The 26138-nt window shown below is 45.3% G+C and carries 18 protein-coding genes; 15 read left to right on the forward strand and 3 right to left on the reverse strand.

Features of this window, described 5'->3' with window-relative positions:
• The first annotated feature begins 47 nt into the window (after positions 1 to 47).
• Complete coding sequence (locus Q1A41_RS14135; protein ID WP_299980307.1) at positions 48 to 857, forward strand: metal ABC transporter substrate-binding protein; 810 nt, start codon at positions 48 to 50, stop codon at positions 855 to 857.
• Between the two features lie 85 nt (positions 858 to 942).
• On the opposite strand, the gene Q1A41_RS14140 is transcribed toward Q1A41_RS14135, so the two are convergent.
• The gene (locus Q1A41_RS14140; RefSeq protein WP_299980309.1) at positions 943 to 1215 is read right to left on the reverse strand and encodes a hypothetical protein; all 273 of its coding nucleotides are present in this window, start codon (positions 1213 to 1215) and stop codon (positions 943 to 945) included.
• A gap of 365 nt (positions 1216 to 1580) precedes the next feature.
• On the opposite strand from Q1A41_RS14140, the gene polA reads away from it, so the two are divergent.
• Positions 1581 to 4316: a DNA polymerase I gene (gene polA / locus Q1A41_RS14145; RefSeq protein WP_299980311.1), complete on the forward strand. Its 2736-nt coding sequence runs from the start codon at positions 1581 to 1583 to the stop codon at positions 4314 to 4316.
• 618 nt (positions 4317 to 4934) lie between these two features.
• Here polA and Q1A41_RS14150 read toward each other — a convergent pair.
• Positions 4935 to 7538, reverse strand: a complete 2604-nt coding sequence (locus Q1A41_RS14150; RefSeq protein WP_299980312.1) for a TonB-dependent receptor — start codon at positions 7536 to 7538, stop codon at positions 4935 to 4937.
• Between the two features lie 223 nt (positions 7539 to 7761).
• Positions 7762 to 8403 carry a ribosome biogenesis GTP-binding protein YihA/YsxC gene (gene yihA / locus Q1A41_RS14155; RefSeq protein ID WP_299980314.1) on the reverse strand — a complete coding sequence of 214 codons (642 nt, stop codon included), beginning with the start codon at positions 8401 to 8403 and terminating at the stop codon, positions 7762 to 7764.
• Between the two features lie 313 nt (positions 8404 to 8716).
• Here yihA and Q1A41_RS14160 point away from each other — a divergent pair, with 313 nt between their 5' ends.
• The 13 genes from Q1A41_RS14160 to Q1A41_RS14220 all read left to right on the forward strand — a co-directional run bounded on the left by Q1A41_RS14160 (position 8717) and on the right by Q1A41_RS14220 (position 26138).
• Positions 8717 to 9367, forward strand: a complete 651-nt coding sequence (locus tag Q1A41_RS14160; RefSeq protein WP_299980316.1) for a c-type cytochrome — start codon at positions 8717 to 8719, stop codon at positions 9365 to 9367.
• Positions 9368 to 9509: 142 nt separating this feature from the next.
• Positions 9510 to 10154, forward strand: a complete 645-nt coding sequence (locus Q1A41_RS14165) for a thiol:disulfide interchange protein DsbA/DsbL (protein ID WP_299980318.1) — start codon at positions 9510 to 9512, stop codon at positions 10152 to 10154.
• 225 nt (positions 10155 to 10379) lie between these two features.
• A complete protein-coding gene (locus Q1A41_RS14170) occupies positions 10380 to 12149 on the forward strand; it encodes a GGDEF domain-containing protein (protein ID WP_299980320.1) in 1770 nt (589 codons plus the stop codon).
• Between the two features lie 70 nt (positions 12150 to 12219).
• Complete coding sequence (locus Q1A41_RS14175; RefSeq protein WP_299980322.1) at positions 12220 to 14001, forward strand: SDR family oxidoreductase; 1782 nt, start codon at positions 12220 to 12222, stop codon at positions 13999 to 14001.
• A 30-nt stretch (positions 14002 to 14031) separates the two neighbouring features.
• The gene (locus Q1A41_RS14180; RefSeq protein WP_299980324.1) at positions 14032 to 14763 is read left to right on the forward strand and encodes an SDR family oxidoreductase; all 732 of its coding nucleotides are present in this window, start codon (positions 14032 to 14034) and stop codon (positions 14761 to 14763) included.
• A 271-nt stretch (positions 14764 to 15034) separates the two neighbouring features.
• Positions 15035 to 17131 carry a type II secretion system secretin GspD gene (gene gspD, locus Q1A41_RS14185; protein WP_299980326.1) on the forward strand — a complete coding sequence of 699 codons (2097 nt, stop codon included), beginning with the start codon at positions 15035 to 15037 and terminating at the stop codon, positions 17129 to 17131.
• A 109-nt stretch (positions 17132 to 17240) separates the two neighbouring features.
• Positions 17241 to 17546: a hypothetical protein gene (locus Q1A41_RS14190; RefSeq protein ID WP_299980328.1), complete on the forward strand. Its 306-nt coding sequence runs from the start codon at positions 17241 to 17243 to the stop codon at positions 17544 to 17546.
• A gap of 8 nt (positions 17547 to 17554) precedes the next feature.
• Complete coding sequence (locus Q1A41_RS14195) at positions 17555 to 18448, forward strand: peptidylprolyl isomerase (RefSeq protein ID WP_299980330.1); 894 nt, start codon at positions 17555 to 17557, stop codon at positions 18446 to 18448.
• A gap of 1 nt (position 18449) precedes the next feature.
• Positions 18450 to 19811 carry an ABC transporter ATP-binding protein gene (locus Q1A41_RS14200; protein ID WP_299980332.1) on the forward strand — a complete coding sequence of 454 codons (1362 nt, stop codon included), beginning with the start codon at positions 18450 to 18452 and terminating at the stop codon, positions 19809 to 19811.
• A 3-nt stretch (positions 19812 to 19814) separates the two neighbouring features.
• Positions 19815 to 20636: an ABC transporter permease gene (locus tag Q1A41_RS14205; protein ID WP_299980334.1), complete on the forward strand. Its 822-nt coding sequence runs from the start codon at positions 19815 to 19817 to the stop codon at positions 20634 to 20636.
• A gap of 8 nt (positions 20637 to 20644) precedes the next feature.
• Positions 20645 to 21970 (forward strand): class I SAM-dependent methyltransferase, encoded by a 1326-nt coding sequence (locus Q1A41_RS14210; RefSeq protein WP_299980336.1) that lies wholly within the window; start codon positions 20645 to 20647, stop codon positions 21968 to 21970.
• A 5-nt stretch (positions 21971 to 21975) separates the two neighbouring features.
• Positions 21976 to 24363 (forward strand): glycosyltransferase, encoded by a 2388-nt coding sequence (locus Q1A41_RS14215; RefSeq protein WP_299980338.1) that lies wholly within the window; start codon positions 21976 to 21978, stop codon positions 24361 to 24363.
• Positions 24360 to 26138: a glycosyltransferase family 2 protein gene (locus tag Q1A41_RS14220; protein ID WP_299980340.1), complete on the forward strand. Its 1779-nt coding sequence runs from the start codon at positions 24360 to 24362 to the stop codon at positions 26136 to 26138. Before Q1A41_RS14215 ends, Q1A41_RS14220 begins: the two co-directional genes overlap by 4 nt.

A 26138-nucleotide genomic window follows, 5' to 3' on the forward strand; every position in this document is an offset into this window, starting at 1 on the left:
CGTGTTACAATATAACACATCGATGAATTTTGAGGTATGCGGTTACAATGTGGAGTAGTTTACAGCGGCTATTGCTGCTGTTTTGTTTAAGCTTGCCGGCAAGCTGGGCGGCAAGCGAAAAGCCAGTCGTGCTTGCTAGTATTGAACCGCTGGCTAAAATTGCGAGGGAGTTACTTGGTGACCGGGCTGACGTAGAGGTGTTGCTGCCCGCTGGGGCCAATCCGCATCAATATGCTTTGAAAATATCAGATCTAGGGCGAATTAAGTCGGCCTCATTGTTGATTTGGAACGGGCCTGCATTAGAGCCTTATTTACAGCGTGCAATTGTGAAAACTGGGGTGCTTGATGTTCATTTTGAGGATCCACAGCTAGTTCATACTGATCTTCATCAGGATCCTCACTATTGGCTAAGCCCGTTACAAGCTATGCAAATGGCAGAAGGAATTGTTGAGCATTTATCATTGCCGGCTAGCTTATTACAAGCCTATCAGGCGGAACAGTTGGCATTGCTCGCACGTTGGCGCGAGCCATTGGCTGCAAGGTCGGTAGCGGTTTACCATGATGGCTACTCCCACCTTGCAGAGGCCTTTGATATTCATATCGTGGCAGCGGCGAGTGCCGGAGAAGGCAAAGGTATCAGTTTGGCTAAGCGATTGGAGCTTCGCTCAAAGTTACAGGCTGCGCCTTGTTTATTGGCTGAACCCTATAGCGAGGCTAATCGTGCCAAGCGACTGGCAGAGCAAGAAGATTTGCCGCTAGTTTGGCTTGATCCATTAGCAAATAGTAGCTCTGAGAGGCTTTATCATCCCTGGATGGAGGCCATGCTAACTCAGATTTCTGGCTGCTTTAAGCCATAGGCGCCGTCTTTGTGACTGAATGCCCCTTGCTAGAATAAGTATAAAAAAGGCCAGCATTTGCTGGCCTTTTTTGTAACAGTAAATCTTACTGCTTAGGTGGCATTTGGAACTGGCGTTCCTCTTGTAATGCCAATTTGCTTTCCAGCTTTTCATGTAGCTTGCTGGTTAGCTCTTCGTGCTGTGCTTCAAGCTCTAGCAGTTTTAACTCAGCGGGGTTGGTGTTCATTTTCTCAACCGCCCAACTGTAGTTAGCGCCTGCTTCGGCAATGGCAACGGCGATATTAGATACCGCAACTTCCTTGGCCATAACACTGGGTACAAACAGTGCTAGGGCAACGTACAAACCAAATTTTTTCATACTGTAGCCCTCCTTTTTAAAAGGCAAAAATAAAAGTGAGCAGCTTGGTCTACTGCTCACTTGAAATTCAAAATCTACTGGCGAAAAAGCATGTGTTACTTGTTGCTGATTCGTTTTGTTACTTTGTGTTACATATTGTAGCGGCTGTTCAATAATTGCGCTAGTAAAGACAATGGTAAAGTTTAGTTAGGTTTATATTTCAGGGCTGTAACGTAAGTAAGTACAAACAATATTTTGTGGCCCAAAAGCTGGTTTTGGCGTAACAAAGGGTAACAAAAGGAAAAAAACAGCATTCGAAATGCTGTGGCTCCATGTTTTTCGAATCTAGTGTATGCTTCGCTCTTTGTCTGAAGATGAGACACCGTATGTCTGAAACGCAGCAGGCCCCACTGGTTTTGGTGGATGGCTCTTCCTATTTATATCGCGCATTCCATGCTTTGCCGCCGTTGACCAACTCTAAAGGCCAAGACACTGGTGCGGTTAAAGGCGTAATCAATATGTTACGTCGCCTGCAGAAGGATTATGAGGGCAGTGAAGTCGCTGTCATTTTTGATGCGAAGGGCAAAACCTTTCGCGATGACATTTATCCTGAGTACAAAGCCAACCGTCCGCCTATGCCGGATGAATTGCGTACCCAGATTGAGCCTATCCATAACATTATTCGAGCCATGGGCTTGCCGCTGATCGCTATTGGCGGAGTAGAGGCCGATGATGTTATCGGAACCCTAGCGCAGCAGGCCACCGAGGCGGGTATCGATGTGGTGGTATCTACCGGCGATAAGGATATGGCCCAGCTGGTTAATAAGCATGTCACCTTGGTAAACACCATGACCGAGACGGTGATGGATATCGCTGGTGTAGAGACCAAGTTCGGCTTGCCCCCCGAGCTGATTATCGATTATTTGGCTCTTATGGGTGATAAGGTCGATAATATTCCCGGTGTGCCAGGTGTTGGTGAAAAAACGGCTTTGGCCCTATTGCAGGGCCTCGGTAGCCTCGATGATATATACGGTCGCCTAGATGATATTGCAGAGTTAGGTTTTCGTGGCTCCAAAACCATGAAGCAAAAGCTGATCGACAATAAAGAGCAGGCGTTTTTATCTTACGAGCTGGCCACCATTAAACTAGATGTAGAGATGGATTTTGGCCCAGCAGACCTAAAGCAAACAGCCCCGCAAAGCGAAGAGTTACTTAGCTTGTTCCAAGAGATGGAGTTTAAAGGCTGGGTTGCCGAAATAGATGAGGCTGGAGAAGGTGCCGAGTCAGCGACAGTAGCTGCGCCGCAAATATCTGAAGTGGATTATCAAACAGTTTTATGCGAAGAAGAGCTAGCGCCCTGGTTGGAAGCTTTGCAATCCGCTGAGTTATTTGCCTTCGATACCGAGACCGATAGCCTTGATTATATGCAGGCCCAATTGGTTGGTGTGTCTTTTTCGGTTGAGCCGGGCAAAGCCGCTTATGTCCCTTGTGCCCACGACTATCTAGATGCACCCGATCAAATTAATAGGGAGCGCTTACTTACTTTACTGAAGCCTATTTTAGAGGACCCAAGTAAAGCTAAAGTTGGGCAGAACCTTAAGTATGATAAAAGCGTGCTGGCCAACTATGATGTGGATTTGCAGGGCATCGCCTTCGATACCATGTTGGAATCTTACTGTTTAAACAGTACGGCCAACCGCCATGATATGGATACCTTGGCTAAAACTCACTTAGATGTTGATACTGTTCATTTTGAAGACATCGCCGGCAAAGGCGCCAAGCAGCTAACTTTTAATCAAATCGAACTCGATAAAGCTGGCCACTATGCGGCGGAAGATGCGGATATTACCCTGCGTCTTCATCAGGCAATTTGGCCGCAATTAGAGCAAGATGAAGGACCCCGCTCAGTATTTGAAAAGATAGAGCTCCCATTAGTGCCGCTGCTTTCAAAGATCGAGCGTCAGGGTGCCTATTTGGATTGCAACCGTTTAGGCAAGCAGAGCCTAGAGCTGGCGGAACGCATGGAAGCCTTGGAGAAGGAGGCTTTTGAGCTGGCCGGCGAAGAGTTTAATTTAGGCTCGCCGAAGCAGTTGGGTGCCATTCTTTTTGAAAAGCTCGAGTTGCCCATTATCAAAAAGACCCCTAAAGGCGCCCCATCTACAGCGGAAGAGGTGTTGCAAGAGCTGGCTTTAGATTACCCATTACCGAAGCTATTGATGGAATATCGTGGTCTTTCTAAGCTGAAGTCGACTTATACGGATAAGCTGCCTCAAATGGTACAGCCGAAGACTGGGCGAGTGCATACCTCCTATCATCAGGCGGTTACGGCAACTGGGCGTTTATCCTCATCGGATCCCAATTTACAGAACATCCCAATTCGTACCGAAGAAGGGCGTCGAGTTCGCCAAGCTTTTGTTGCACCAGAAGGCTATAAAATTGTTGCGGCGGATTATTCTCAGATCGAGCTTCGTATCATGGCACACTTATCCCAAGATAAGGGCTTATTGAATGCCTTTGCACAGGGCTTGGACGTTCACCGAGCGACTGCAGCTGAGGTATTTGGTTGTGATATCGAGCAAGTGAGTATTGAACAGCGTCGCAGCGCTAAGGCGATTAACTTTGGTTTGATCTACGGCATGTCGGCCTTCGGTTTGGCCAAGCAGCTTCATATTGGTCGAAATGATGCGCAGCAATATATGGATCTGTATTTTGAGCGCTACCCAGGCGTGCAGGATTATATGAACGACACTCGGGCTTTAGCCGCGCAAAAGGGTTATGTAGAAACGCTATTTGGCCGTCGCTTATATTTGCCTGAGATTAATTCACGCAATGGCATGCGCCGACAAGCCGCCGAGCGCACCGCAATTAACGCGCCGATGCAGGGTACTGCTGCCGATATCATAAAGCTGGCAATGATTGCGGTAGATGAATGGCTAGAGGAAAGTGGCCTAGATGCCCGCATGATCATGCAAGTTCACGACGAATTGGTACTAGAAGTGGCTGAATCAGACCTTGATAAGGTTACTGAGGGCTTGGTTGAGGCAATGTCTACGGCGGCCAATCTTGATGTTCCGTTATTGGTTGAGGCTGGTGTCGGAGATAACTGGGATGAGGCTCATTAATTTCTGAAAGCAGGATGGCAGAAAGATTAAAAAAATTTCATCTTTTTTGGAACTTTGCCTGATGAGGCCAGTCATAGATAACAGTTAATGTGACTCTCCTCTCTATTGATTAACTGAATTTCAGTATTAGCTAGAATTTTAAGCAACCCCGGCCGATTGGTACGGGGTTTTTTATTGCCTGAAGTAACTGGAGTTGGCGTTTAGAGCTGCATGAATGCGATGTAACCAATAATCCAGATCATACCCTGCACCTGCTTACTGATATTCGCCGTCCGGGCGAATAGCCTACGGCCAAGCCCAAATTCCTTCCAAAGGAATTAGTCATGGCGCCCGCAGGATACGAGCCACATGGATGTGGTGAATGTCGATATTGCAGGAGCAAATCTCGACCGGTCATCCAGACCATATCCTGTTCCTGCTTGCTGATATTCGCCGTCCGGGCGAATAGCCTACGGCCAAGCCCAAATTCCTTCCAAAGGAATTAGTCATGGCGCCCGCAGGATACGAGCCACATGGATGTGGTGAATGTCGATATTGCAGGAGCAAATCTCGACCGGTCATCCAGACCATAAAAAACCCGGCGCGGTGGCCGGGTTTTGGGTCCTTCAAGCCTAGGGCTTAGAAGTTGTATTTAGCTGTCATACCGTAAGTACGAGGAGGCTGCTGAATAAACGAGCTCAAGCTGTTAGTTTGGAAGGTAGAAGTGAATGATGCATAAACTTCATCATCAGTCAGGTTCTTGCCCCAAATCTCAAGTGCCCAGCCGCCGTCTTGCTCGCCAATACCGATGGTGGCATTAACAACGCTAACATTCTGCTCACTTAGCGGCTCGTTAGAAGACTGACGGAAAAAATCAGAGCGATAGTTACCACTTAAGCTAGCAGTGAACTCTAGACTTTCCGAGATTGGCTGATTATAAGCGATCAACAAAGAGGCGCTAAAATCAGAAGACTGTACTACTCGCTGGCCTGACAAGTCATTGGTGTTCGCAGCTTGGCCAGCCAATGTTTGTGCAATGGTAATTGGGCCGTCTGGGAATTCGTCATAGTTCACGTCTTGCCATACCGCACCGCCACTAATAAACCAGTTGTCGCTAGGCTTGAAGGCGAAGTCGACTTCTAGACCAGTACCTTCGGTTTTGGCAGCATTTCGAACAACAAAGCCGGTGCTAGTAAAGCTCTGGAACTGATAGTCTTCAAGTTCTTGAACAAATACAGCAGCGTTCAAGCTTAAGCGGTTGTCCATCAAGCGAGACTTGAAGCCCACTTCAAAGGTATCAACCAATTCAGGCTGGAAAACCACAACGCTTGGGTCGCTCACTACTTGGCTGTCAGGCGTGGTGCTCGGGCCAGCACGATCTAAGTTTAAACCACCAGATTTGTAGCCGCGCGCGAAGCGGGCATAACCACTCATGTCTTCATTGAACTGGTAGTTCATACTGATGGTGCCAGAGATATTGTCATCATCGTAATTTGCGGTGAAAGGATCATAAGGCACAACCAATTGAACGCCGCGAGCGCCTGCAGCCAATTGCTGAGCGCCGCCAACTAGTGCCTGTGAACGAGGGTCGCCAGCAGAGGCGCCTGCCTGAATACCGGCTAGAGTGGCATTAACGATGGCAGGATCAGTACCGATTGGGAATACACCGTTCTGAACAGCCAGTGCCGCTAGGTAGGTGTTAAACATTTCCTGTGAATCGATGCGAGACCAAGGGTTGTTGAAGTCCGGAATATAGTCAGCTTGCTTCTCTTCATCAGAGTAGCGAAGACCCAAGGTGAAGCTTAAGTCGTCGTTAACATTCCAAGTGGCTTGACCAAAGAATGCAAAGCTTTCTGCAGAATAGTCATTACCACTGCCACCTTTACCGTCGGCACCGAAGTATAGCGAGCCAATTTGGGTTGGTGAGATATTGCCTAGGGCGGCCTGACCGACTTCTGCCAAGGTAAATAGGTTGGCGGCATTGGATGGGTCGGCATCCAGAGAAGTTAGTGCGTTCACATAAGGACGCAAGTCGGTACCGAAAGGAAGCGGTGAGTTGTACTGGATCTCCTGATCAAATACGTAAGCACCCACAGTCCAATCGATGGTGTTTGAGCCAGTAGAGGCCCAGCGAATTTCTAAGCTCTTCTCATCGTTATCAAAGGTTTGAATACGAGTCAGGATGTCAGCTGAGTTGTGGTCAGCATCTAGCGCCTGGAAGTTTTCAAAGTTACGACTAGAAGCGATAACGGTAAGTGCTGTCTCACCCAAGTCCCAGTTCAGCTCAGCGGAAATACCTTGGTCGTCAATCTTGTCGACATATGGCTGGTTAGAAGCGAACTGGTGATCAAATACGTCACGGATTTGGGCGCCTGGCAAGCCATTGTAGTTAATCGGGTTAGCCGGTAGGCGAGAAAATTGAGAGCCATCTACAAAATCAATAGCACCCTGTGCAGGGCCGTATAAAAGTGGGGTGGCCGCACAGCAGTTCTCATCAGAGTGAGATTTATCAACGATTACACGCAATGTCGCATCGTCACTGACATCCCAAAGCAGCTGACCGCGCAAGCTGTAACGATCACGGTTTTGGGCTTCTTCGCCGGTAAATGGATTATCCATATAGCCGTCGCGCTCATGCCAAGAACCAGAAAGGCGACCGGCTAGCTTGTCTTCAATTAAAGAGCCAGTTGCGGAAGCGCGAACCTGCTTGTAGCCATAATTACCTAGGCTAACTTCCATAGTGCCGCCAGCTTCATGTGAAGGCGCAGCAGTACGAACACTTACCACACCAGCTGAAGTGTTACGACCGAAAAGAGTTCCCTGCGGACCTTTAAGAACCTCGATGCCTTCAATATCAACATAATCTGACATGGCGGAGCCAGGACGACCTCGATATACGCCATCGATAAAGATACCTACCGATTGCTCGAAACCGGCGTTGTTACCGGAGGTGCCCATACCACGGATGTAAATAGAGGTATCTGATGCGCCGGTGGAGTTATCGATGCTGATCGAAGGGGCAACCTGGGTTAAATCATTAATATCGCGAACTTTGGCCTGGTCTAACGAGTCGGCACTATAGCTGGATACGGAAACGGGGACTTCAAGTATGGATTGCTCACGTTTTTGAGCATATACAACGACTTCTTCAAGCTCGGTGCTGTTCTGTGCAAAGGTAGAGCTTGCGCCTACTGCCATAGCAATGGCCGTAGCCAACAGGGTTGGTCGGTGGTGTAGTGTCATGGTGACATCCTCTGTTGCAACTTCATTTTTATGTTTATTAGCGAATTTGACTGGTTTTTAACTACCAGTTTCGAGAATCTTTATGTTTTTTGCGTCCTTATTATGAAATTATTTAGACGCTTGTTTGAGATTACCGGATTTGTTAAGAAATGCAAATAAACAGTGGCTATGATGAGTACTTTTTAGGATGAATACTGTGCCGAAATTTTGTACAGCGGAGCGTTTATTCTTCCGCCGGTTGGCCGCTGAGTTCAGTGGAATCGATTGTTAACCACTTGTTTAGGGTACTTTCTAGCTCTTTTATGCCTGTATTTTTTAGGGAAGAGAATAGCTGAGCACTGACTAAATCATCAGCCTGGGCTTCTTTAAGGTGCTTACGAACTTTTAAAAGGGTGTTTTGAGCAGGGCCTTTTTTGAGTTTATCGGCCTTGGTGAGCAGAATGTGTACCGGCATTTCACCCTCAATCGCCCAATTCAACATCATTGTGTCAAACTCTTGCATTGGGTGGCGAACATCCATCAATAGGATTAAGCCCTTTAAGCACTGTCGCTCAGCTAGGTATTCGGATAAATGCTTTTCCCACTCTTTTTTCATGGCCAGCGGCACTTTTGCAAAGCCATAGCCTGGGAGGTCGACTAAACGCTGTTCTTCAGTAAGCGCAAAAAAGTTGATTAACTGGGTGCGACCAGGGGTTTTACTTGTACGAGCAAGCTTGTGATTCTGGCACAAGGTATTAATGGCGCTGGATTTGCCCGCATTTGAGCGGCCGGCGAATGCCACCTCAGCGCCACTGTCACTGGGACATTGGCGAATACTTGGTGCACTTTGTGTAAAAATAGCGTCGCTGTACTTGATCTGGCCCATATCCGGCTGCAAAACCCTTTATAAATAGTGTGTTATCAATGAGTTGTGTATATAATGTCGCGGCTTTGGCCTCGGTGAGGGTGCGCATTGTAGCCTGTCAGCTGCAGGATACCAAGTTGTCGCTCAGTCGCCACATAACAATGGCAAAGCACCATAGCTAGCTGTGCTTGTAGCAACAGCAGTGATAGCTTAGACAAATTACGCACTGAGCGAGCTTGCCGTCTACAATAGGGTCAAGCCATGCCATTGCAGCAGGTTTATAAGTGATAGTCTCGCCTTAGAGGCGATTCATAACCGGATTACGGATTAGCCAATGAAGAATCTATATAAATACGCCTTAGTATCCATCGCAGCCTTATCTACTGCCAATATCACCGTCGCGGCAGGTGATGCCGCCGCGGGCGAAGCCAAGACTGTTATCTGTGCAGCTTGCCACGGTAAAGATGGCAATAGTGCTGCTCCGAACTTCCCTAAATTGGCTAACCTGGGTGAAAAATACCTAGTTAAGCAGATGCAAGACATCAAATCTGGTGCTCGCCCGGTTTTGGAAATGACTGGCATGTTGGATGCTATGAGCGATCAGGATTTGGCGGATATCGCCGCTTATTTTAGCAGCAAGAGCATGCAGCTAAGTGGCTCCAAAGAGATTGAAGTTCAATTGCAGTCCGGCTTACGCTCAGAAGACCCAATTGCTTTGGGTGCTAAGGTTTACCGTGCGGGCAATGCAGAGTCTGGCACTCCAGCTTGTACTGGCTGTCACTCTCCACGCGGTCAGGGTAATGCCCCAGCGGGTTACCCACGCTTAAGTGGTCAGCACGCTGATTACATCGAAAAGCAGCTAAAGGCTTTCCGCAATGGTGATCGCGTAAACGATGGCGATACCAAAATTATGCGTGGTGTTGCTCAGTATATGACTGACGCAGAAATCAAAGCGGTAGCAAACTATATCGCTGGCTTAAACTAAGTTTTCCAGCGTTCTTGAGAAGGCGGCTATAGGCCGCCTTTTTGCTGCCTGTAAGATTTACGGCCTTCAGTTTTTGTTAAGGCCTTGGAACTAGAATCAAATTAGCGGTCTAATGCTATCTATACAGTTATGGAGAAGAAATATGCGTGCCATTCTGGCTTTTGCTGCGATGCTGTTTTCCCTATCGGCTTTTGCTCAATATGAAGTGGGTAAAGACTATATTGAACTGGCGGTTCCTTTAAAAACCGGCAGTGACAAAATTCAGGTGGATGAGTACTTTTCGTACAGTTGCGGCCACTGTTTTAAATTTGAGCCTGTGATTAGCCAGTGGAAGAAGGGCTTGGCTGATGATGTAGAGTTGGTACAAACCCCAGTTGCTTGGCAATTAGTGAATAAAGGTCAGCGTGGCTATGCGCAAGTGGCTTTGGCTAAAGCCTTTTACACGGCTAAGGCTCTTAAGGTACTAGATAAAGTTCATATGCCAATCTTTGATGGTATCTTTGTTGACCAGAAAAATATGTCTGATGAAGATGAGTTGAAAGCTATATTTGAGCAACATGGCGTAGACCCTAAGAAATTTGAAAAAGTATTTAACTCCTTTGGGGTGAATACTCAGGTTCGTGTCGCCCATTCTCGCTCTCGTGGCGCGAAAATTTCTGGTACACCAGAAATTGTGGTTGATGGTCGTTACGTTGTAAGTGCTCGTAAAGCGGGTGGTCAAGCCAATATGCTTAAGATTACCGATTTCCTCGTCAATAAAATTCGCCAGGAAAAGGCTGCTAAGTAAAATCACTTTATAACGGTTGCTGCCATCCGCTTTTGCGCTGGCAGCAATGATTTTAGCCAAGTTTCATATCTACTGCGCTTTTGGGCTCTTAATTCACAGGGTTAAGTAAGCCACCATCAATTTTTTCCTCAGCTCCGTTGCTCAATCTTTCCTGCTATCAGCCGCTATCTATGCCTATAAGGGCGTCTATACTTTTTAATTGGATCAATAGGCCACGGCAAGCAGATGACAAGCAGCGAGCAAGACTGGAAAGAGAAGTATCTAAATTTAATTGACTCCAATGAGCGTCAAAAGAAGCGCTTTGATGAGCAGCAAGATAGCCTGAAAAAAGCTTTGGGGCGATTGAGTGTGGCCGCTACTGGCCTCGATGAAGAGCTCGATAAGCGTTTGGATGATTTACGTCGCCAGTTAAGAAGCTCTCAACCTAAGCCACTTGGGCCATTACTCAGTCGCTTGGATTCCAGTGTGGTGGCTTATGATGCGCGCCGAGATCAGCGAGCTGGCGTCAGCTTGGAGGCTTTAAAAGGCATCAGTGAACAGTTGCAATCGATTTCGAGGGACAAGTCTGCCGATAAAGGCTTGAAGCGATTTCGTCGTGAGCTGAAATCACGAGTAGAGCAACAGCATCAATATTCCGCCATGCTAACGGAGCTTGCGGACTTGCAAAGCTTGGTGATTGAAAGTGTGGCGCTAGGCCCCGGTAGCTTCTGGGATAAGCTTAAAAACAAACGACAAATTGCACCTGTAGAAGAGGGTGCCCAAGAAGACTCCGAAGCTTTGGATCAGCAGCAGCCTGTAGAGTTGTCGAGTGCCGATGAAGATGCGCTTGATGAGCAGGCATTAGTTGTAGAGCATCAACAGGAAGAACTCGAAGGGCAATTTTTAAGCCGTGTAGAAATCGAGGCTGAGTTAGAGGCAAGTATAGAAAGGCCCAGGCATGAGCCTGCTTTTAGCCGCATCTCCAATCACATCACCCGAGTATTAACAGAGCTATTAGATGGCCTGCAGCCAGAGCCTTGCGTAGCGGCCAAAGCTTTACGTGCTCAGAATCGAATCGCTAGGGGGTTAAACTGGTATGAGCTGGTGCCCACTTTAGAAGATATTCGTGACTTAATTATGCAGGCCTTTTTGGCGGCAGAATTAAACTTCGAAAATTACCTATCGCAATTAAATGAAGAGTTGGCCTTGCTAGGAGAATCCTTGGGGGTGGCGCTTGAGACTCAACAACAGCAAGGTGATGCGCAAAATAGTTTGCAAGAAACGCTAAATAATGAAATTGATACCATCGAGAAAACCGTTCAAAGCGCTGAATCTGTTGATGAATTAAAGGGGATGCTCAACGCCAATATAGCTACGCTTCGCGGCGCACTTAGCCAGCATAGTGAAAGTGATCAGGGTGAAGGATTATTAGGGCAGATGCGCAAGCTTTTGGGGCAGGTTAAAGACTTAGAGGATGAGGCTCAGCAGCATGAGCAAGCCTTGCGTGAAGAGCGTGAGAAGGCCCATAGTGATTCTTTAACCGGGCTACCAAATCGCGAAGCTTATTTGCAGCGGGCGGCCGAAGAGATTGAGCGTTGCCGGCGCTATGGGCATGGCCTAGTGTTGGCGGTGTGTGACATCGACCACTTCAAATCCTTCAATGATAACTATGGGCATCAAGTGGGAGATCGAGTTCTTAAGCTGGTGGCAAGATCCATAAATCAGCGCTTACGACAAGTTGATTTTATGGCTCGTTACGGTGGTGAAGAATTTGTCATCTTATTGCCGGAAACCGACGAAGGTGGCGCCTTAAAGTTGTTGAACGAAATACGAGAGATGATAGCGTCGGCACCCTTGCGCTTTCGGGATGAGCCTGTACGACTCACGGTATCTTTTGGGCTCTCGGCATTTTGTGAGGACGATGATCTCGATAGTGTTTTTGCCCGTGCTGATAAAGCCCTCTATCAAGCTAAAAATGACGGTCGCAATAAATGTTGCGTAATAAGTCAAAGCTAAGCTAAACAGCCCCTTAGGTTTTCGGTATGGTGTGCCTATTAACAATAATAAGTACAGCTTGGAAACCCATATGATCAGTTTTAAATCTCGAGTTGCCGTTATTACTGGCGCTGCATCTGGAATCGGACGTGCCCTGAGCATAGCGCTCGCTAAAGAGGGTGCTAGATTGGCGCTGGCCGATATTAATCAGGAGGATCTCGCTGCTGTTGCAGAGGAGGCGCGTAACGCGGGTGCCGAGGCTGTCGAACATTGGTCGTTGGACGTATCAGATGAGCAAGCTTGGCAGGGTTTTGCTGAAGAAGTTGAGCAGCAGCTGGGCATGGCTGATTTGCTTTTTAATAATGCCGGTATTGCCCGTATGGGGCGCTTTGAGCATACCGATTCTGAGGCCTTTCAAAAAGTTGTTGATGTTAATTTTTGGGGGGTTGTATATGGCACAAGAGCCTTCTTGCCTCAAATTAAATTGCGTCAGGGGGTGTTCGTAAACATCTCCAGCCTGTTTGGGCTTATCGGAATGCCGGGCAATACTCACTATTGTGCAAGTAAGTTTGCTGTACGTGGTTTTAATGAATCCATCCGGCAAGAGTTCTCCGATTTTGGTGTGCATGTAACCAGCGTTCACCCCGGTGGTGTACATACAAATATCGCCAATAGTGCAGAGTTTGATGAGGGCGCCGAGGATCGAGAGGCCTTGTTAAAGCGCAGTAATGAAAAGCATCTGGTAATGCCGCCTGCGAAGGCTGCAGAAATTATTCTTAGCGGCGTACGCAAACGTAAACATAGAGTGTTGGTGGGTAACGACGCTAAGCTGCTATCTTTCTTTCAGCGTTTAATGCCCGCTTCATATCCTAAAATTATCGCTCGTTTTCTAAAAGATGATGATTCTCCAAAACTAGACCCTGGTCCGATTCAAGCTCGTCTGCAAGCTCCTTCATGGCGATCTCGCTTCTTTAGCTGGACGATTCGTAAAAACTTCAAAGCAAAGTTTGCTGACACCAGTAAACCGTGGGAGCCAGAACGCATTCGCGCGGCGGTCGAAAAAACCAGCCGCTCTAAAGCTATGCCCAATGTATTGTGTGAGGATGTCGAGTTGCCCGCCAATGAAGCAGGCGCGCGTGTAAAAGGGCAGTGGCAAAAACCTAAGTCCGCTAGCTGCTCCCATACGGTGCTCTACTTGCATGGTGGTGGCTATGTTTTTTGTTCTATCAAAACCCACGCCAATATGACTCGGGCTTGGGCCGAGCAGGCGGGTGCGCAAGTTTTTAGTGTGGACTATCGTTTGGCCCCTGAGCACCCATATCCTGCGGCTTTAGATGATGCCCTTGCCGCTTATCAATACTTATTGGATGAGGGCATCAAGCCAGAATCAATTGTTATCTCAGGTGATTCAGCCGGGGGCGGTTTAAGCGCCGCGCTGTTATTAAAGATAAAAGAGCTAGGCTTAGCCATGCCTGCGGCCGCTTTGCTGTTATCACCTTGGACGGATTTGGCAGGTACAGGGGCAAGTATGCAGGCGAATAGTGATGCCTGTGCTTTTTTCACTGGCGATATGATTCGAAACGGTGCGGCTCATTATGTTGGTGACGAAGATACGCAGAACCCGATGATCTCTCCTTTATATGGCGATTTAAGTGGCCTACCGCCAATCCGTATTTATGTTGGTAGCACAGAGGTGTTGGAAGATGACTCCTTGCGCTTTTTTGCAAAAGCTCAAGATGCGGGTGTTGAGGCAGAGCTGCGTGTTTGGAATGATCAGCCCCATGTTTGGCCAGTGTTTTACCCATTCTTCCCTGAGGCAAAAATAACCGTCGCAGAAATGGCCGAATTCAGTCAGCAGCAGACAAATAGCTAAATATAAGCTGTAAAAGTAGGAGCTACAGACATGGCAAAGATATTTATCACCGGAGCGTCATCAGGCTTAGGTTGGTATATGGCCTTGGAGTTCGCCAAAAGGGGCCATCAATTGGCCCTTTCAGCCCGTCGCCTAGACAAACTGAATGAATTGGCCGAGCTGATAAAGACGCAGTCTGATGTCTCTGTACACTGCTACGCACTGGATGTTTGTGATGAAGCGGCTCAGCAGGCCATTTTACAGCAGGCGAAAAATGATCTCGCTGGGCTAGATATTATTATTGCCAATGCCGGTATAGGTGAAAGCGCACCTATTGGTAAAGGTAGCTTCGATAGCGTGCGTGCCACTATAGAGGTGAATGTGATTGGTGCCTTTGCAACTCTTCACCATGGGGTGGCGCTGTTAAGAGAAAGTGGGGGTGGTCAATTAGTGGCCATTAGCTCAGTTGCAGGTGAGCGCGGCTTACCTGGTGCGGCGGACTACTGTGCTTCAAAGGCAGCCTTAACGAGCTACACCGAAAGTCTGCGATTGGAATGCTGGAGTGAAAATATTGATGTGACTTTGTTAAAACCAGGCTATATCGATACCCCAATTAACCAAGGGGCAGCAAGTCGCCCGTTTTTGGTCGGCCCTGAAGATGGCGCGAAGGCCTTGGTTGGTGCTATCGAAGGCAAGCGTAAGCGCAGCTTTATACCGAGCTGGCCCTGGTTTATTGTCGCTCGCCTATTACGTTGGCTTCCTGGCAGCTTGCTTGCCAAGTAGGTTGCACAATAACTGTACTATCGACACCGTTTAACCCCTGATTTTACCCGCCCGGAAGGCGTTGCTACTGGCAATGAACTTTCCAACAATTCATTACCTAATAGCTATGGTGTGGAAGCCCTCAAAAGCCGAGTTGGGGAGTCACGCCGAGGATGCATTTAGGGTATACTCTCGCCTTTTGACCAATCGCCCTAAAAATGGCCTATCTAGGCCTCAAAATACACCGCTGTGGGTTTAGTGCCCCTAGTGTAGTAAGAAGCGACAATTACCTATGAAAAAACATGTTTCATTGCTGGCGGCGTCCATTATTGCCCTAAGTGGCTGCGCCCATAATGATGATAAGCAAAGCCCGTTTTTGTTTGATCGTATCCTGCAGTCGGATGACCCTTATGTGGCGGAAGAGGCCCCTAAGGTAGAAGTTCAGGATGAAGTGAAGAAAGAAGCCCAGGCAACGATCTATAAGGGTAATGATCGACAGTTAAGAGCGCCAAAAGCACGCAAAGCAATAAAGCTAGATGGTGAAGCTGTCCACATGAACTTTGAAGGGGCGCCACTTGCTGATGTTGTGCATGCTATTTTGGGTGACACCCTCAAGCTGGACTATGTGATTGAACATCCGATCAAAGGGAAGATCACATTAAGAACCCGCAGTCCTATCCCTAGAGATCAATTATTAGAGATTCTTGAGTCTTTATTGCATGCAAATGGGGTCCTAATGGTTCGGGATCCGAATGATCGATATTTTGTTTCTGCTTCAAAGGCATTGCAAACAATGGTGCCTCAATTTGAGAGCCCTAACAGCAGAGGTGCTGGTTTTACAACAACGATTATCCCGCTGCAAAATATCGGTGCAGCAGAAATGGCAGACATACTAAAGCCTGTGGCCGGCGATAAGGCTTTTGTTCGCATCGATGTAGCTCGTAATATCCTTATTATGGCGGGTACTAGGGTTCAAATGTCCGGGTGGCTGGACATTATTAGTTCTTTTGATATTGATACCTTAAAAGGGATGTCTGTTGGAGTCTTCCCGATTGAATACGCGGACCCAACTGAAATACAAGCAGCTCTAGGTCAAATTATCGAAAGCTCAGGTGACGCAGTTAAGAGTCCAGCTCAATTAGTTAAACTGATTCCTTTGGAAAGGTTGGGCAGCTTATTGGTTATTACCCCTAGGGCTGAATTACTAGAAAAAGTTAAAACTTGGATAAAGCGCTTAGATAAGCTCCCAGATAGTGGAGCGGAGCCCCAGCTCTATGTTTATCCGGTGCAAAATGGAACGGCAAGCCATATATCGGAGTTGTTAGGGCAACTGTTTGGTGGGGGAAGTAATGGTTCTTCTAGGTCCGGTGTTGCACCTGGGCAAGGCCGACAGTCGGTAAGCGACTCTACTGGTGATGGATCTAAAGCCAAAAGTGCTCCCATCAAATCTGGAAATAAAAATCGTGGTGGCAGCTCAAGCGTCTCGATTGCCGGCGACGTGAAGGTTGTGGCGGACGAAGACAATAATGCCCTGTTGATTTATGCGACAAGTAACGAATATCGGAAAATTGAAAAGGCGCTACAAAAGCTAGATGTGTCCCCGGCACAAATTATGGTAGAAGCAAGCATTATTGAAGTGACTTTAAATGACTCTTTAGAGTATGGCTTGGAGTGGTCATTTAGTGGCGGTTTAGGAGGCGGTGATGCTGGTTTAGGTGGTTTGGCCAATACTAAAAACGCGCCAGCGGTGAGCCGTCCTGGTTTTTCCTACTCTTTAGTGAATGCTACTGGGGACATAAAAGCTGTATTAAACGCGCTCGCTACAGATTCACTACTAAATGTTATCTCTACCCCTTCTATTATGGTATTGGATAACAATGAAGCATCAATCAAGGTCGGTAGTCAAACTCCAGTACAAACGGGTAGTTCAACAACATCAAATGGAATTGTAACGAGTAATATTGAATTTAAAGATACTGGCGTTGATTTAACAGTAACTCCTTCGGTAAATGCAGGTGGGATGGTCACTATGGATGTAACCCAAAAAGTTACAGATGTGGGGGCGCAAGATGAAGTGTCTGGGCAGCGTAGTTTCCAAACTCGAGAGTTTCAAACTCGTATAGCAATCCGTTCGGGTGAGTCTGTTGTTTTAGGTGGGCTAATTCGCGAAAATAAAACAAACGGCTCCAGTGGTGTACCTGGCTTACATAGTATTCCTGTAGTTGGAGCTTTGTTTGGGAAGAAGTCTAACACCTCAGTTAAAACAGAGTTGCTTGTTATTTTAACTCCACGGGTACTGTTCAACGAACAAGACATGAGGGATATCAGTCGTGAAATGCGTGCACGCATTAGTGACTTAACCCTATTGGAAGGCAACCCTTCGAAATAAAAGGTAAATTGTGAATATTGTAACTAAAACCAGTCTGTTAGCTTGTGCAATAGCCGTAAGTGCTTGTGCGAACATTAAAAATAAAAATTTAACTCCGGAAGAGTCGGTTATGAAACGAGCGGAGGCTCGTTATGAGGCGTTGATGAAAAAAGATCAGGCCGGTCTGGCTAAAGCTTGGGAGTACACTACCCCTAGCTTTAGAGGTTATACAACTGTAGAGCAGTATGCCCCTAAAGTTGCTGGGAGAATGTTTTGGAGCGCTGTTGAGCCGCGAGGTGCCGAATGTGAAGAGGACGTATGCGAAGTAACTTTTAATCTTACTTATAAACCACCACAACTTAATGTACCTATCACTAGGCCTCTAAAAAACAAATGGCTATTTATAGATGGAGAGTGGTGGATCTACCACAAGTAAGAGAGTTTATGATGAAGCGGATTTTAGCAAGTGTGACAATGTGTTTGGTAACTTCACTGAGTGTCGCTCAGGAAGAGGGGGTGTTCGAGGCGCAAGGTCTTCGTGTAAGTGAAGGTGATGTAGATTATTACATTTCAAGCTTTGTGACCCCAAAGCAGGAAAAGGACTGGCAGTTAACTGTTGAGGACGTTAAGCATATAATTGAACTTTTATATGTTAATAAAGCTCTAGCTGCACAAGCCAAAACTATGAATGGCGTTGATAGTAGAAGAGCTAGATGGCTTGGTGACTTTCAGGTGTCAATGGCCCTGAAAGAGGCTTTGCTCAATATTGAAGCTCAAAATGCCCTAGAAAATGTAGACTTTGAAACAACAGCTAAAGACTTATACACAAAGCAGGCAGATCAATTCAAGACTGACATAGAAGTAAGGGCTGCCCATATTCTAATTAGTACAAGAACTCGGTCCGACGCAAAGGCTATGGAAAAGGCCCAGAAACTACTGTCGAGTCTACGTGATGGTGGGGATTTTACGAAGATAGCTCAGGAACACTCAGAAGACCCTTCTGTATCTAGAAATCAAGGCGATTTAGGTTTCTTTGGAAAAGGCAAAATGGTCCCTAATTTTGAGGCGGCGGCATATTCATTGGAACTCGGAATGATAAGTGAGCCAGTAAAAACACCATTCGGTTACCACCTAATCAAGGTATTAGAAAAGCGCGGCGGGGAGCCTAGGCCATTTGAAAAAGTGAAACCCCTGATTGTATCCGAGCTCAGGAAGCAGTTGGTTTCGAAATATAAGCAGGATCGCGTAAACAGCCTAGCTGAGAGTGTTGTGTTGGATGACTCCACTTTGGAGAATCTTGTTACCCAGTTTAATAGCGCATCAAAAAAGAAAAACTAATATGGAGGAGAGCGACAACTCTCAAAAATCGCTAGTTCTGCAAGTTAACCATGTATTCAAAAAATACATAAGTTACCACAAACCAATCTATCGATTATGGAGTTTTTTTTTCAAGCCTAGGCAAGGTTGGCAAACTGAATTTGTAGCACTTAAAAATATTAGCTTTAGCTTAAAAAAGGGTGAAACAGTTGGAATTGTCGGGCGAAATGGCTCTGGGAAATCAACATTGCTGCAAACAATTGTGGGAACCCTTAGCCCTAGCGAAGGTTCCGTTCAGAGTCGTGGACGTATAGCGGCTTTATTAGAATTAGGTGCAGGCTTCAATCCAGAATTTACTGGTAAAGAAAATGTTTTTTTAAACGCTTCGATTTATGGGTTAACCCATGAGCAAATAGAAGAGCGTTATGAAAGAATCTGTGAGTTCGCTGGTATTGGCGAGTTTATTGATCAGCCAGTAAAGACCTATTCATCAGGGATGTATGTCCGATTGGCTTTCGCGGTGATCGTACACGTTGATGCCGACATTCTGATTATTGATGAGGCGCTCGCTGTTGGTGACGCCTTGTTTTCTCAAAAATGCATGCGTTTTCTTGAAGACTTTAAAGAGCGGGGCTCGATTCTTTTTGTGAGTCATGATGCTGGTGCTGTGACTCGCCTTTGTGACAGGGCCATATGGCTAGAAAAAGGTTCGCTTGTAAAAGAGGGAAGTGCAAAAGAAGTTACAGAAAATTATCTCGAACACCTATATGCACAGCAGCAGGATGTGAGTGGAGCTATCTTACAGCGTGAAGATGAGGATTCTGAGCCACTACCAGCTTTTGAAGAAGGGAAAGACTTCCGGGATAAATTTTTAAATAGTTCGAGCCTTCGCAATGACATAAAACTCCAACCTTTTAATATAAAGAGCAACTCTTTTGGTACGGGCTTGATCAAAATAAATGATGTATGTATACGCGACCAGCAGGGAAGTAAGCTGAGTTATGCTGTTGGTGGCAATAAGGTGGTTGTCGATATATGTTTTAAGGCTTCAGAGTCAATTTCAAGCCCTATCATTGGATTTCTTTTAAAGAATCGCCAAGGGCAAGTTCTATTTGGTGATAATAGCTATCTCGCTTTACTAGACCATAATACCGATTTGGAGGGTGGAAATCGGTATAGTGCTAAATTTGGACTCAGTCTGCCTTATCTGCCTGCAGATGAGTATGTGTTGTCAGTAGGAGTGGCATCTGGAACCCAAGATGAACATGTTCAACACTGCTGGTTACATGATGCACTAGTTATTAATGTCCTTAATGACCACTTGGTTCACGGGATATTTGGTGTTCCTATGGGCTTTTGTCAGCTTGAGAGGCTAAAGGGGTGAGATTTGTCCTCGATTAAACCGAATTCGGTAACAATGGGTTGGCTGGATATTTGGCCTCACCGTACCTTGATAATTAATCTAGCAAAACGGGAGGTGCTATCTCGATATCGCGGATCATGGTTGGGGGTCTTGTGGAGCATAATTAATCCTGTGCTTTTGTTGCTTGTATATATGTTCGTTTTTGGCGTCATATTCCAGGCTCGCTGGCCCCAGTCAACGGGTGTAGATGAGAATTTTGCAGCGCTTCTTTTTAGTGGATTAGTAGTGTACATATACTTTTCAGAGCAGCTTACCTCAGCTCCGAGCCTCATTTTGCGACATGAAAACTTTGTTAAGAAAGTTGTTTTTCCGATTAATACCTTAGCTTGGGTATCTGTTCTATCCTCGCTTTTTCACTTTGTCTTATCACTGATGGTGTTGTTTTTATTTGTTGCTATTTGGGGTAATGGGCTCAGTTTAAGCGTTATTGCTTTAATTCCGTTGTACTTTATTTTTACCGTACAACTTGTTGCTATGGTTTGGTTTGTCTCTGCGCTTGGAGTGTTTATCAGGGATGCAGTTTATATTGCATCTTTCCTTTCTACTGCCTTGTTCTTCTTAAGCCCTATCTTTTACCCTATCGAGGCTGTTCCCGCGTCATTTGCAAAAGTTATGCAAATTAATCCTTTAAGCTTCTATATCGAATCTACAAGAGAAATAGTTGTCCTTGGAAATTGGCCAAGCGGCAATGGAATGTTGATCGCTGGGCTTGTGGCAATACTAAGTTATATTGCTGCCGGTGTGTTTTTTGACCGTGTAAAAAGCGGCTTTGCAGATGTAATGTAGGAGTGGGAATGCTTGATTGTAATGACAATATCTTAGTGGTATCGCAATCAAAAAGGTTCTCTGAAAGTGTAGCAGGAGGTAGCGCGCTACACTATATGGATTATCAATTTAGTCATGAAGTGTCCCCAAATGGTTTAAGTGCTTGGGAGTGTGGCGAGCTTATTAAGGTTAGTGCATCTTGCGAGCCTGTCCCAGGTGTTTTCAGGCAGCAAGCATTAAACCGGCTGTTTGCAAAGAGGATTCTACAGATTAAGCCATCTCAGGTATTTATCGTAGGTGTAAATGGGGCTTCTATTGACCTTATACGTGTCGCCGACCTAATGGGCGTAAAAGCTATCGTTTTAATGGATGCGCCACCGCCAGCACTGAGTGATACCGGCGATAGGTCATGGCTAGAAGCTTGCATAAATAAAGCGTCCAGACGATATACGCTGGATGAAGAGTTGAAAGTAGCTTGGGCAGATTTTGAGTGCTCCATTTGGGAGGAGCAAATGCCTATTTTGAGTCAAAACAGTTGTAAGCTCACTTTCGAGTATGGCATCTATGAGTTCTGTTTGCGAGATCACCCCTTGTTAATGGCTATGCAGGAGAGTGATGTTCAGCATTTTCTGTCTTGCGAGCGAGTGCTTGACTTGGGCTGTGGCGCTGGCTTGTTCCTACAGTTGTTGAAAGAGAGGGGAGTCGGTGCTTATGGTGTGGAGCGAAACGAGTCGGTTGCTTATTATGGGCGTGATACTGGGCTCGATATTGTTTGCCAGGATGCTTTAGAACATCTTCGTACTGCAAAAGATGAAGTTGATGGAATCTATTGTTCGCACTTTGTAGAACATTTACCAATAGAGATAGTAGAGAGTTTGATTGAGTTGATAGCTCATCGGTTGAAGCATGGTGGGATCGCTGTTCTTACTTTTCCGGACCCTGAGTCAATTCGATCTCAACTTCTAGGGTTCTGGCGGGATCCTGAACATGTTCGCTTTTATCATCCTGAGCTTATTATCACTATGGCTTCAGTGTATGGTCTAGACTGTGAGTGGAGTAGCTATCAAGACCAGGCTCATAATATTTATCCATTCCCAGAGGAGCCTGAAACCTTACCAGTCGATGGGTTTTTAAACAAACCAAAACTGAGTAAGCGAAGCTTATGGCAGAAAATACTATTCAAAATGGGTGTGGTGAATAGTTATGATTTTGAGAGCATCAGAGCTTTGGAGGATAAGCTGACATACCAGCAAAGTGTTATTGACAATCTTACGAGGAGAACTGAGCAGCTTTGGAAGGTTAATCAAACCTGGTCGTGGAATGACAATGTTACTTTACGGTTCAAAAAGCGATAATCAGCATGCAAAGCAGATTGCATTACCCTGTCGATATAATTATTCCGGTTTATCGTGGTTTGGAAGAGACGATAACCTGCATTGAAGCTGCAAAACTATCGCTAAGTATTAGCGGTGTTAGACTAATTATAGTAGATGACGCTTCACCGGAAGAGAAGATCCGGGCCTACTGCCGAAAACAATCTAGCATCAAAAATATTGAATTAATTAGCAATAGTTACAACCTCGGTTTTGTTGCCAGCGTTAATAAGGCAATGCAATCTTCCGATAGTGACGTGGTTTTGCTAAATAGTGATACTGAAGTTTGTAATGATTGGCTACGTAGAATTCAAGTATCTTCATATAGAAGTAATGACATAGCAACAGCCACGCCACTCTCAAACAACGCGAGTATATGCTCGGTCCCTCTTATCGAAAACCTTTATGTTCATGGGGCGTTTCCGCTCGAAGAAATAGATAAAATTACTGCCAAGGTCAACGAGTCTGTTTTCGTGGACGTTCCAACGGGAGTGGGCTTCTGCATGTATATCAAGCGGACGGCTTTAGATCTAGTTGGCTATTTTGATGAGGAGAGCTTTGGTAAAGGCTATGGTGAGGAAAATGATTTTTGCATGCGGTGTCTTGATCATGGTCTAAGAAACATAATGGTTCAAGACGTATTTGTTCATCACGAAGGTGAAGTTAGTTTTTCTGTGGAGTCGGTTAAAAGAAAAGAAGCTGCCGAACGAAAATTACTGACCTTGCATCCGCATTACGTAGATGAGATAAAAAAATATCTACAAGATGATCAGTCTCTACAATATAAACTTCGCTTATTGTCGGCTTGCCAATTGAGTAGCTTGCGTATTAATCTTAATGCTGAAAAAACCGTCTTGCATATACTTGGCTTAGATGGAGGAGGGAGCTTTCGGTATGTGGATTCATTGGTAAAGGAGCTTCCGGAAGATATAAAGCACTTTGCATTACTAATATCTGATAAGGGCTGTTACCTGCAGGACATTGAAACAAGTGTCAGTCTAGATTTGAATCAGTGTTTTCCACAAAAAAGAATTCCAGAATTATTGATTAAAGAACTGGGATTCAAAAATATTCACCTTCATCGATTAAACGACGAATCGATTGGTCTACTAAATAGAGCAGCACTTGAAGGAGTAAATCTATATATAACTTATCATGATTTAAGCTTTGTAAGTAAAGATGTATTTGATGATGTCGCGAATAAAGACTTTACTTGTATATCAGAACTTAGGGATGATGAGTGGTTGGAACATTCTATTCAATTTGGAAAACTCGCTAAGGCAATATATTTTCCTAGTGAATATTTAAAGTCTGTATATGAAGGTTTGCTTGGAGAAAGTAATGTGGCGTCTATTTTCTGTCCGGACCCCCCTTTGCAGTTGAAAACTCTTAGTTCCCAAGAAGAGGAAGAGATAGCGCAAAATATAGCGTCAGCCTTTTCAAAGGATAACAAAACAATTGCTATAGTTGGGGCGCTTGGAAACCATAAGGGCTTTGAATACTTTGAGCGCTTAAAGGAGCTGGCTGATAAATCGAGCGGAAGCATAAACTGGCTACATGTGGGGTATTCAGAGAAGGTAACCGGAAAAAATGTTGAGCGGAACTACATTGTGACCGGTGCTTATGAGCCTGACTATCTAGCAGCAATCTTGTCAAATTACAAAGTTGATTTGATTTATTTTCCCCCGGGAATCCCAGAGTCCTATTGCTATGCGCTTTCCGATGTCATGAGTACAGACTTGCCGGTAATCTCACATAAGCGAGGAGCATTAGCAGAGCGTGTTAGCGTGAATTATTGCGCAGCTAATCTTTTAGCTAGTGATGAGCCTGTCGCAAGTACATTGGCTTTTCTCGAGAGAGACGGACACTCTAAAAGAGGGCAAGCAGAATGTACTCTTGAGAGAGAAAAAATTGAAGATTATATTGAGGGCTTGCGAATGAATAGCTTAAGTATGGCGGATGATGAGAAATTCTTTATTTTGCAGGAGCAAATGAAGCATTTTAGTGTTGATCAGCTAGCATATCGTCAAGAGCTCAAAAAGCTGTCTGATATTAAAGAATTTTTGCAGTTTCAGTTGAAAAATTCTCATGAGGAAATAGCTACTCTCGCCGAGCAGGTGAAAGAACATAAAGCTTGGCAAGAGAAGCTGGCGAAAGATATTGAAGCTCAAAATGAAGCAATGGATAAATTAAATGCTGAATGTAGTGAGTTACTGGTTAAACAAGAGGCGCTAAATCAGGAATTAACCGGAAAAACGGCTGAGATAGAAGAGCTGAAATATGAACTTCATATGGCCAGTTTTTCTATTAAAAGAATTAGCCATAACTTATATGGTTACTTTGTTAGATATTTTAAAGAGAGATTGAAATTGTGAGTATTGGGGCGCTGGATATATTTCTGGTTGTTTTTCATCCGAAATTAAGTGATTTAGATGAGATTTTTAGTGCGCTTCTGTCTCAAGGGCAGCATAGCTTCGAAGATATCAATATACATATATGGGATAACTCATTAAATCAAGATCATAAACTTGGTTTGGCTCAGCTTAAAAAAGAATTCGAGGGACGGTTTAATAGCTTTAACTTGATCGTTGGCGAGGAAAACTTAGGTTTTGGTCGGGCGAATAATAGCTTGTCCCAAAGGTCGTCGTCTCCATGGATTTTCTTGCTAAACCAGGATGCTATTCCAGAGCCTGGTATGTTGGCTGAGCTGTCTCGTCAAATCGAAGAGTCAGACGAAAAGGTAGCGGCTTGGGAGTGTCGGCAGATTCCATATGAGCATCCAAAGGTTTACAACCCATCAAGCCTAGAAACAGAATGGAATTCTGGAGCTGCTGTTGTTTATCGCCGTGAAGCATATGAAGAAGTTGGTGGCTTTGATGAAAACTTTTTTATGTATGCCGAAGATGTAGATCTTTCATGGCGTTTGCGTGCTTGTGGATACAAATTAAAATATATTCCAAGGGCGGCCGTTTATCACGATACATATTCTGAAGCAGGTGAGGTTAAGCCAATTCAGGTCATCGAAGGTACCCTAAATAACCTCCTAATGCGGGTGAAGTACGGGAGTTGGACAGACATTCGTGCGGGTGTGTTGGGTGTTTTGAATGAGGCACGGCGGCCACAGTCTTTTCCTGGGCGAAGATTACAGATGGCTTTGTTGGTGCCGAGAATGCTAAAACGCATGCCTAGCATGCGACGTGCAAATAAAGCTTTTCGTAAAAATTTTAAACCTAGCTTTGTTCATTGGGATTATTCCTTACACAGGGATGGAGCTTTCTTTGAGTTTCGGCGTCGCAATGCCAGTGAGTTTCAACCTCTTGTAAGTATTATTGTACGAACGCACAGGAGGCCAGAATTTTTGAGGGAAGCTTTGTTGAGCTTGGTCAATCAGACCTATAACAACTTAGAAATCATAGTTATTGAAGATGGAGAGGATACAGCCAGAGAACTTGTCGAAAAGGAATTTTCCGAGACAAATATTAGTTACCATGCGACGGGTGAAAATGTAGGAAGATCAGAGGCCGGTAATATTGGGCTTGCAATGGCAAGTGGTGAATGGCTTGGCTTTTTAGATGATGATGATCAGTTTTTTTGTGATCATGTAGAGGTGATGGTGCAATCTGCCCAGGAATGCCAGGCAAAAGGTATTTATGGCACGGCTTGGGAAGTGGCTACTGATGTAGAGTCACTTACTCCTCTTGCTTATACAGAATTTAATTCTAGAACCGTATACAAACAAGAGTTTTGTCGCCCTCTTATGTGGCATAGAAATTACTTGCCAATACAGTGTGTATTGTTTCACCGTGAAATTTATGAACGCTGGGGTGGTTTTGAAACAGATATGGACCAGCTTGAAGATTGGAATCTATGGACAAGGTATACTTTCGAGCATGATTTTAAACTTGTAGATAAAACAACGTCAAAGTATCGAGTGCCTAATTGTGAAAAGGTATCTGCTGGCCGGCAGGAGAAGTTAGATGCTGCATACCAGCAAGCGCTTGAGAAGCAAAAACAATTAGAGTTAAGGATCAGAATTGCCGAGTTTTTTGAGCTATATCATTCTATGCCAAAAGAGCAGATTGCGGAAAAACTTCCTTTTTCTATCAAGTTGAAGCACGCATTAAAACAAAACGTTAAGCGTTTTATTTAA

This window comes from uncultured Pseudoteredinibacter sp. (genome assembly GCF_947502065.1).
Lineage (GTDB): Bacteria > Pseudomonadota > Gammaproteobacteria > Pseudomonadales > Cellvibrionaceae > Pseudoteredinibacter.

Excerpts from the sequence above, each read along its gene's own strand:
- Q1A41_RS14135 (WP_299980307.1), top strand. The coding sequence starts at position 48 with ATGTGGAGTAGTTTACAGCGGCTATTGCTGCTGTTTTGTTTAAGCTTG.
- Q1A41_RS14215 (WP_299980338.1), top strand. The coding sequence starts at position 21,976 with ATGCAAAGCAGATTGCATTACCCTGTCGATATAATTATTCCGGTTTAT.
- Q1A41_RS14150 (WP_299980312.1), bottom strand. The coding sequence starts at position 7,538 with ATGACACTACACCACCGACCAACCCTGTTGGCTACGGCCATTGCTATG.
- Q1A41_RS14195 (WP_299980330.1), top strand. The coding sequence starts at position 17,555 with ATGATGAAGCGGATTTTAGCAAGTGTGACAATGTGTTTGGTAACTTCA.
- Q1A41_RS14170 (WP_299980320.1), top strand. The coding sequence starts at position 10,380 with ATGACAAGCAGCGAGCAAGACTGGAAAGAGAAGTATCTAAATTTAATT.
- Q1A41_RS14165 (WP_299980318.1), top strand. The coding sequence starts at position 9,510 with ATGCGTGCCATTCTGGCTTTTGCTGCGATGCTGTTTTCCCTATCGGCT.
- Q1A41_RS14210 (WP_299980336.1), top strand. The coding sequence starts at position 20,645 with ATGCTTGATTGTAATGACAATATCTTAGTGGTATCGCAATCAAAAAGG.
- Q1A41_RS14175 (WP_299980322.1), top strand. The coding sequence starts at position 12,220 with ATGATCAGTTTTAAATCTCGAGTTGCCGTTATTACTGGCGCTGCATCT.
- Q1A41_RS14140 (WP_299980309.1), bottom strand. The coding sequence starts at position 1,215 with ATGAAAAAATTTGGTTTGTACGTTGCCCTAGCACTGTTTGTACCCAGT.
- Q1A41_RS14180 (WP_299980324.1), top strand. The coding sequence starts at position 14,032 with ATGGCAAAGATATTTATCACCGGAGCGTCATCAGGCTTAGGTTGGTAT.
- Q1A41_RS14190 (WP_299980328.1), top strand. The coding sequence starts at position 17,241 with ATGAAACGAGCGGAGGCTCGTTATGAGGCGTTGATGAAAAAAGATCAG.
- Q1A41_RS14160 (WP_299980316.1), top strand. The coding sequence starts at position 8,717 with ATGAAGAATCTATATAAATACGCCTTAGTATCCATCGCAGCCTTATCT.
- polA (WP_299980311.1), top strand. The coding sequence starts at position 1,581 with ATGTCTGAAACGCAGCAGGCCCCACTGGTTTTGGTGGATGGCTCTTCC.
- Q1A41_RS14200 (WP_299980332.1), top strand. The coding sequence starts at position 18,450 with ATGGAGGAGAGCGACAACTCTCAAAAATCGCTAGTTCTGCAAGTTAAC.
- gspD (WP_299980326.1), top strand. The coding sequence starts at position 15,035 with ATGAAAAAACATGTTTCATTGCTGGCGGCGTCCATTATTGCCCTAAGT.
- yihA (WP_299980314.1), bottom strand. The coding sequence starts at position 8,403 with ATGGGCCAGATCAAGTACAGCGACGCTATTTTTACACAAAGTGCACCA.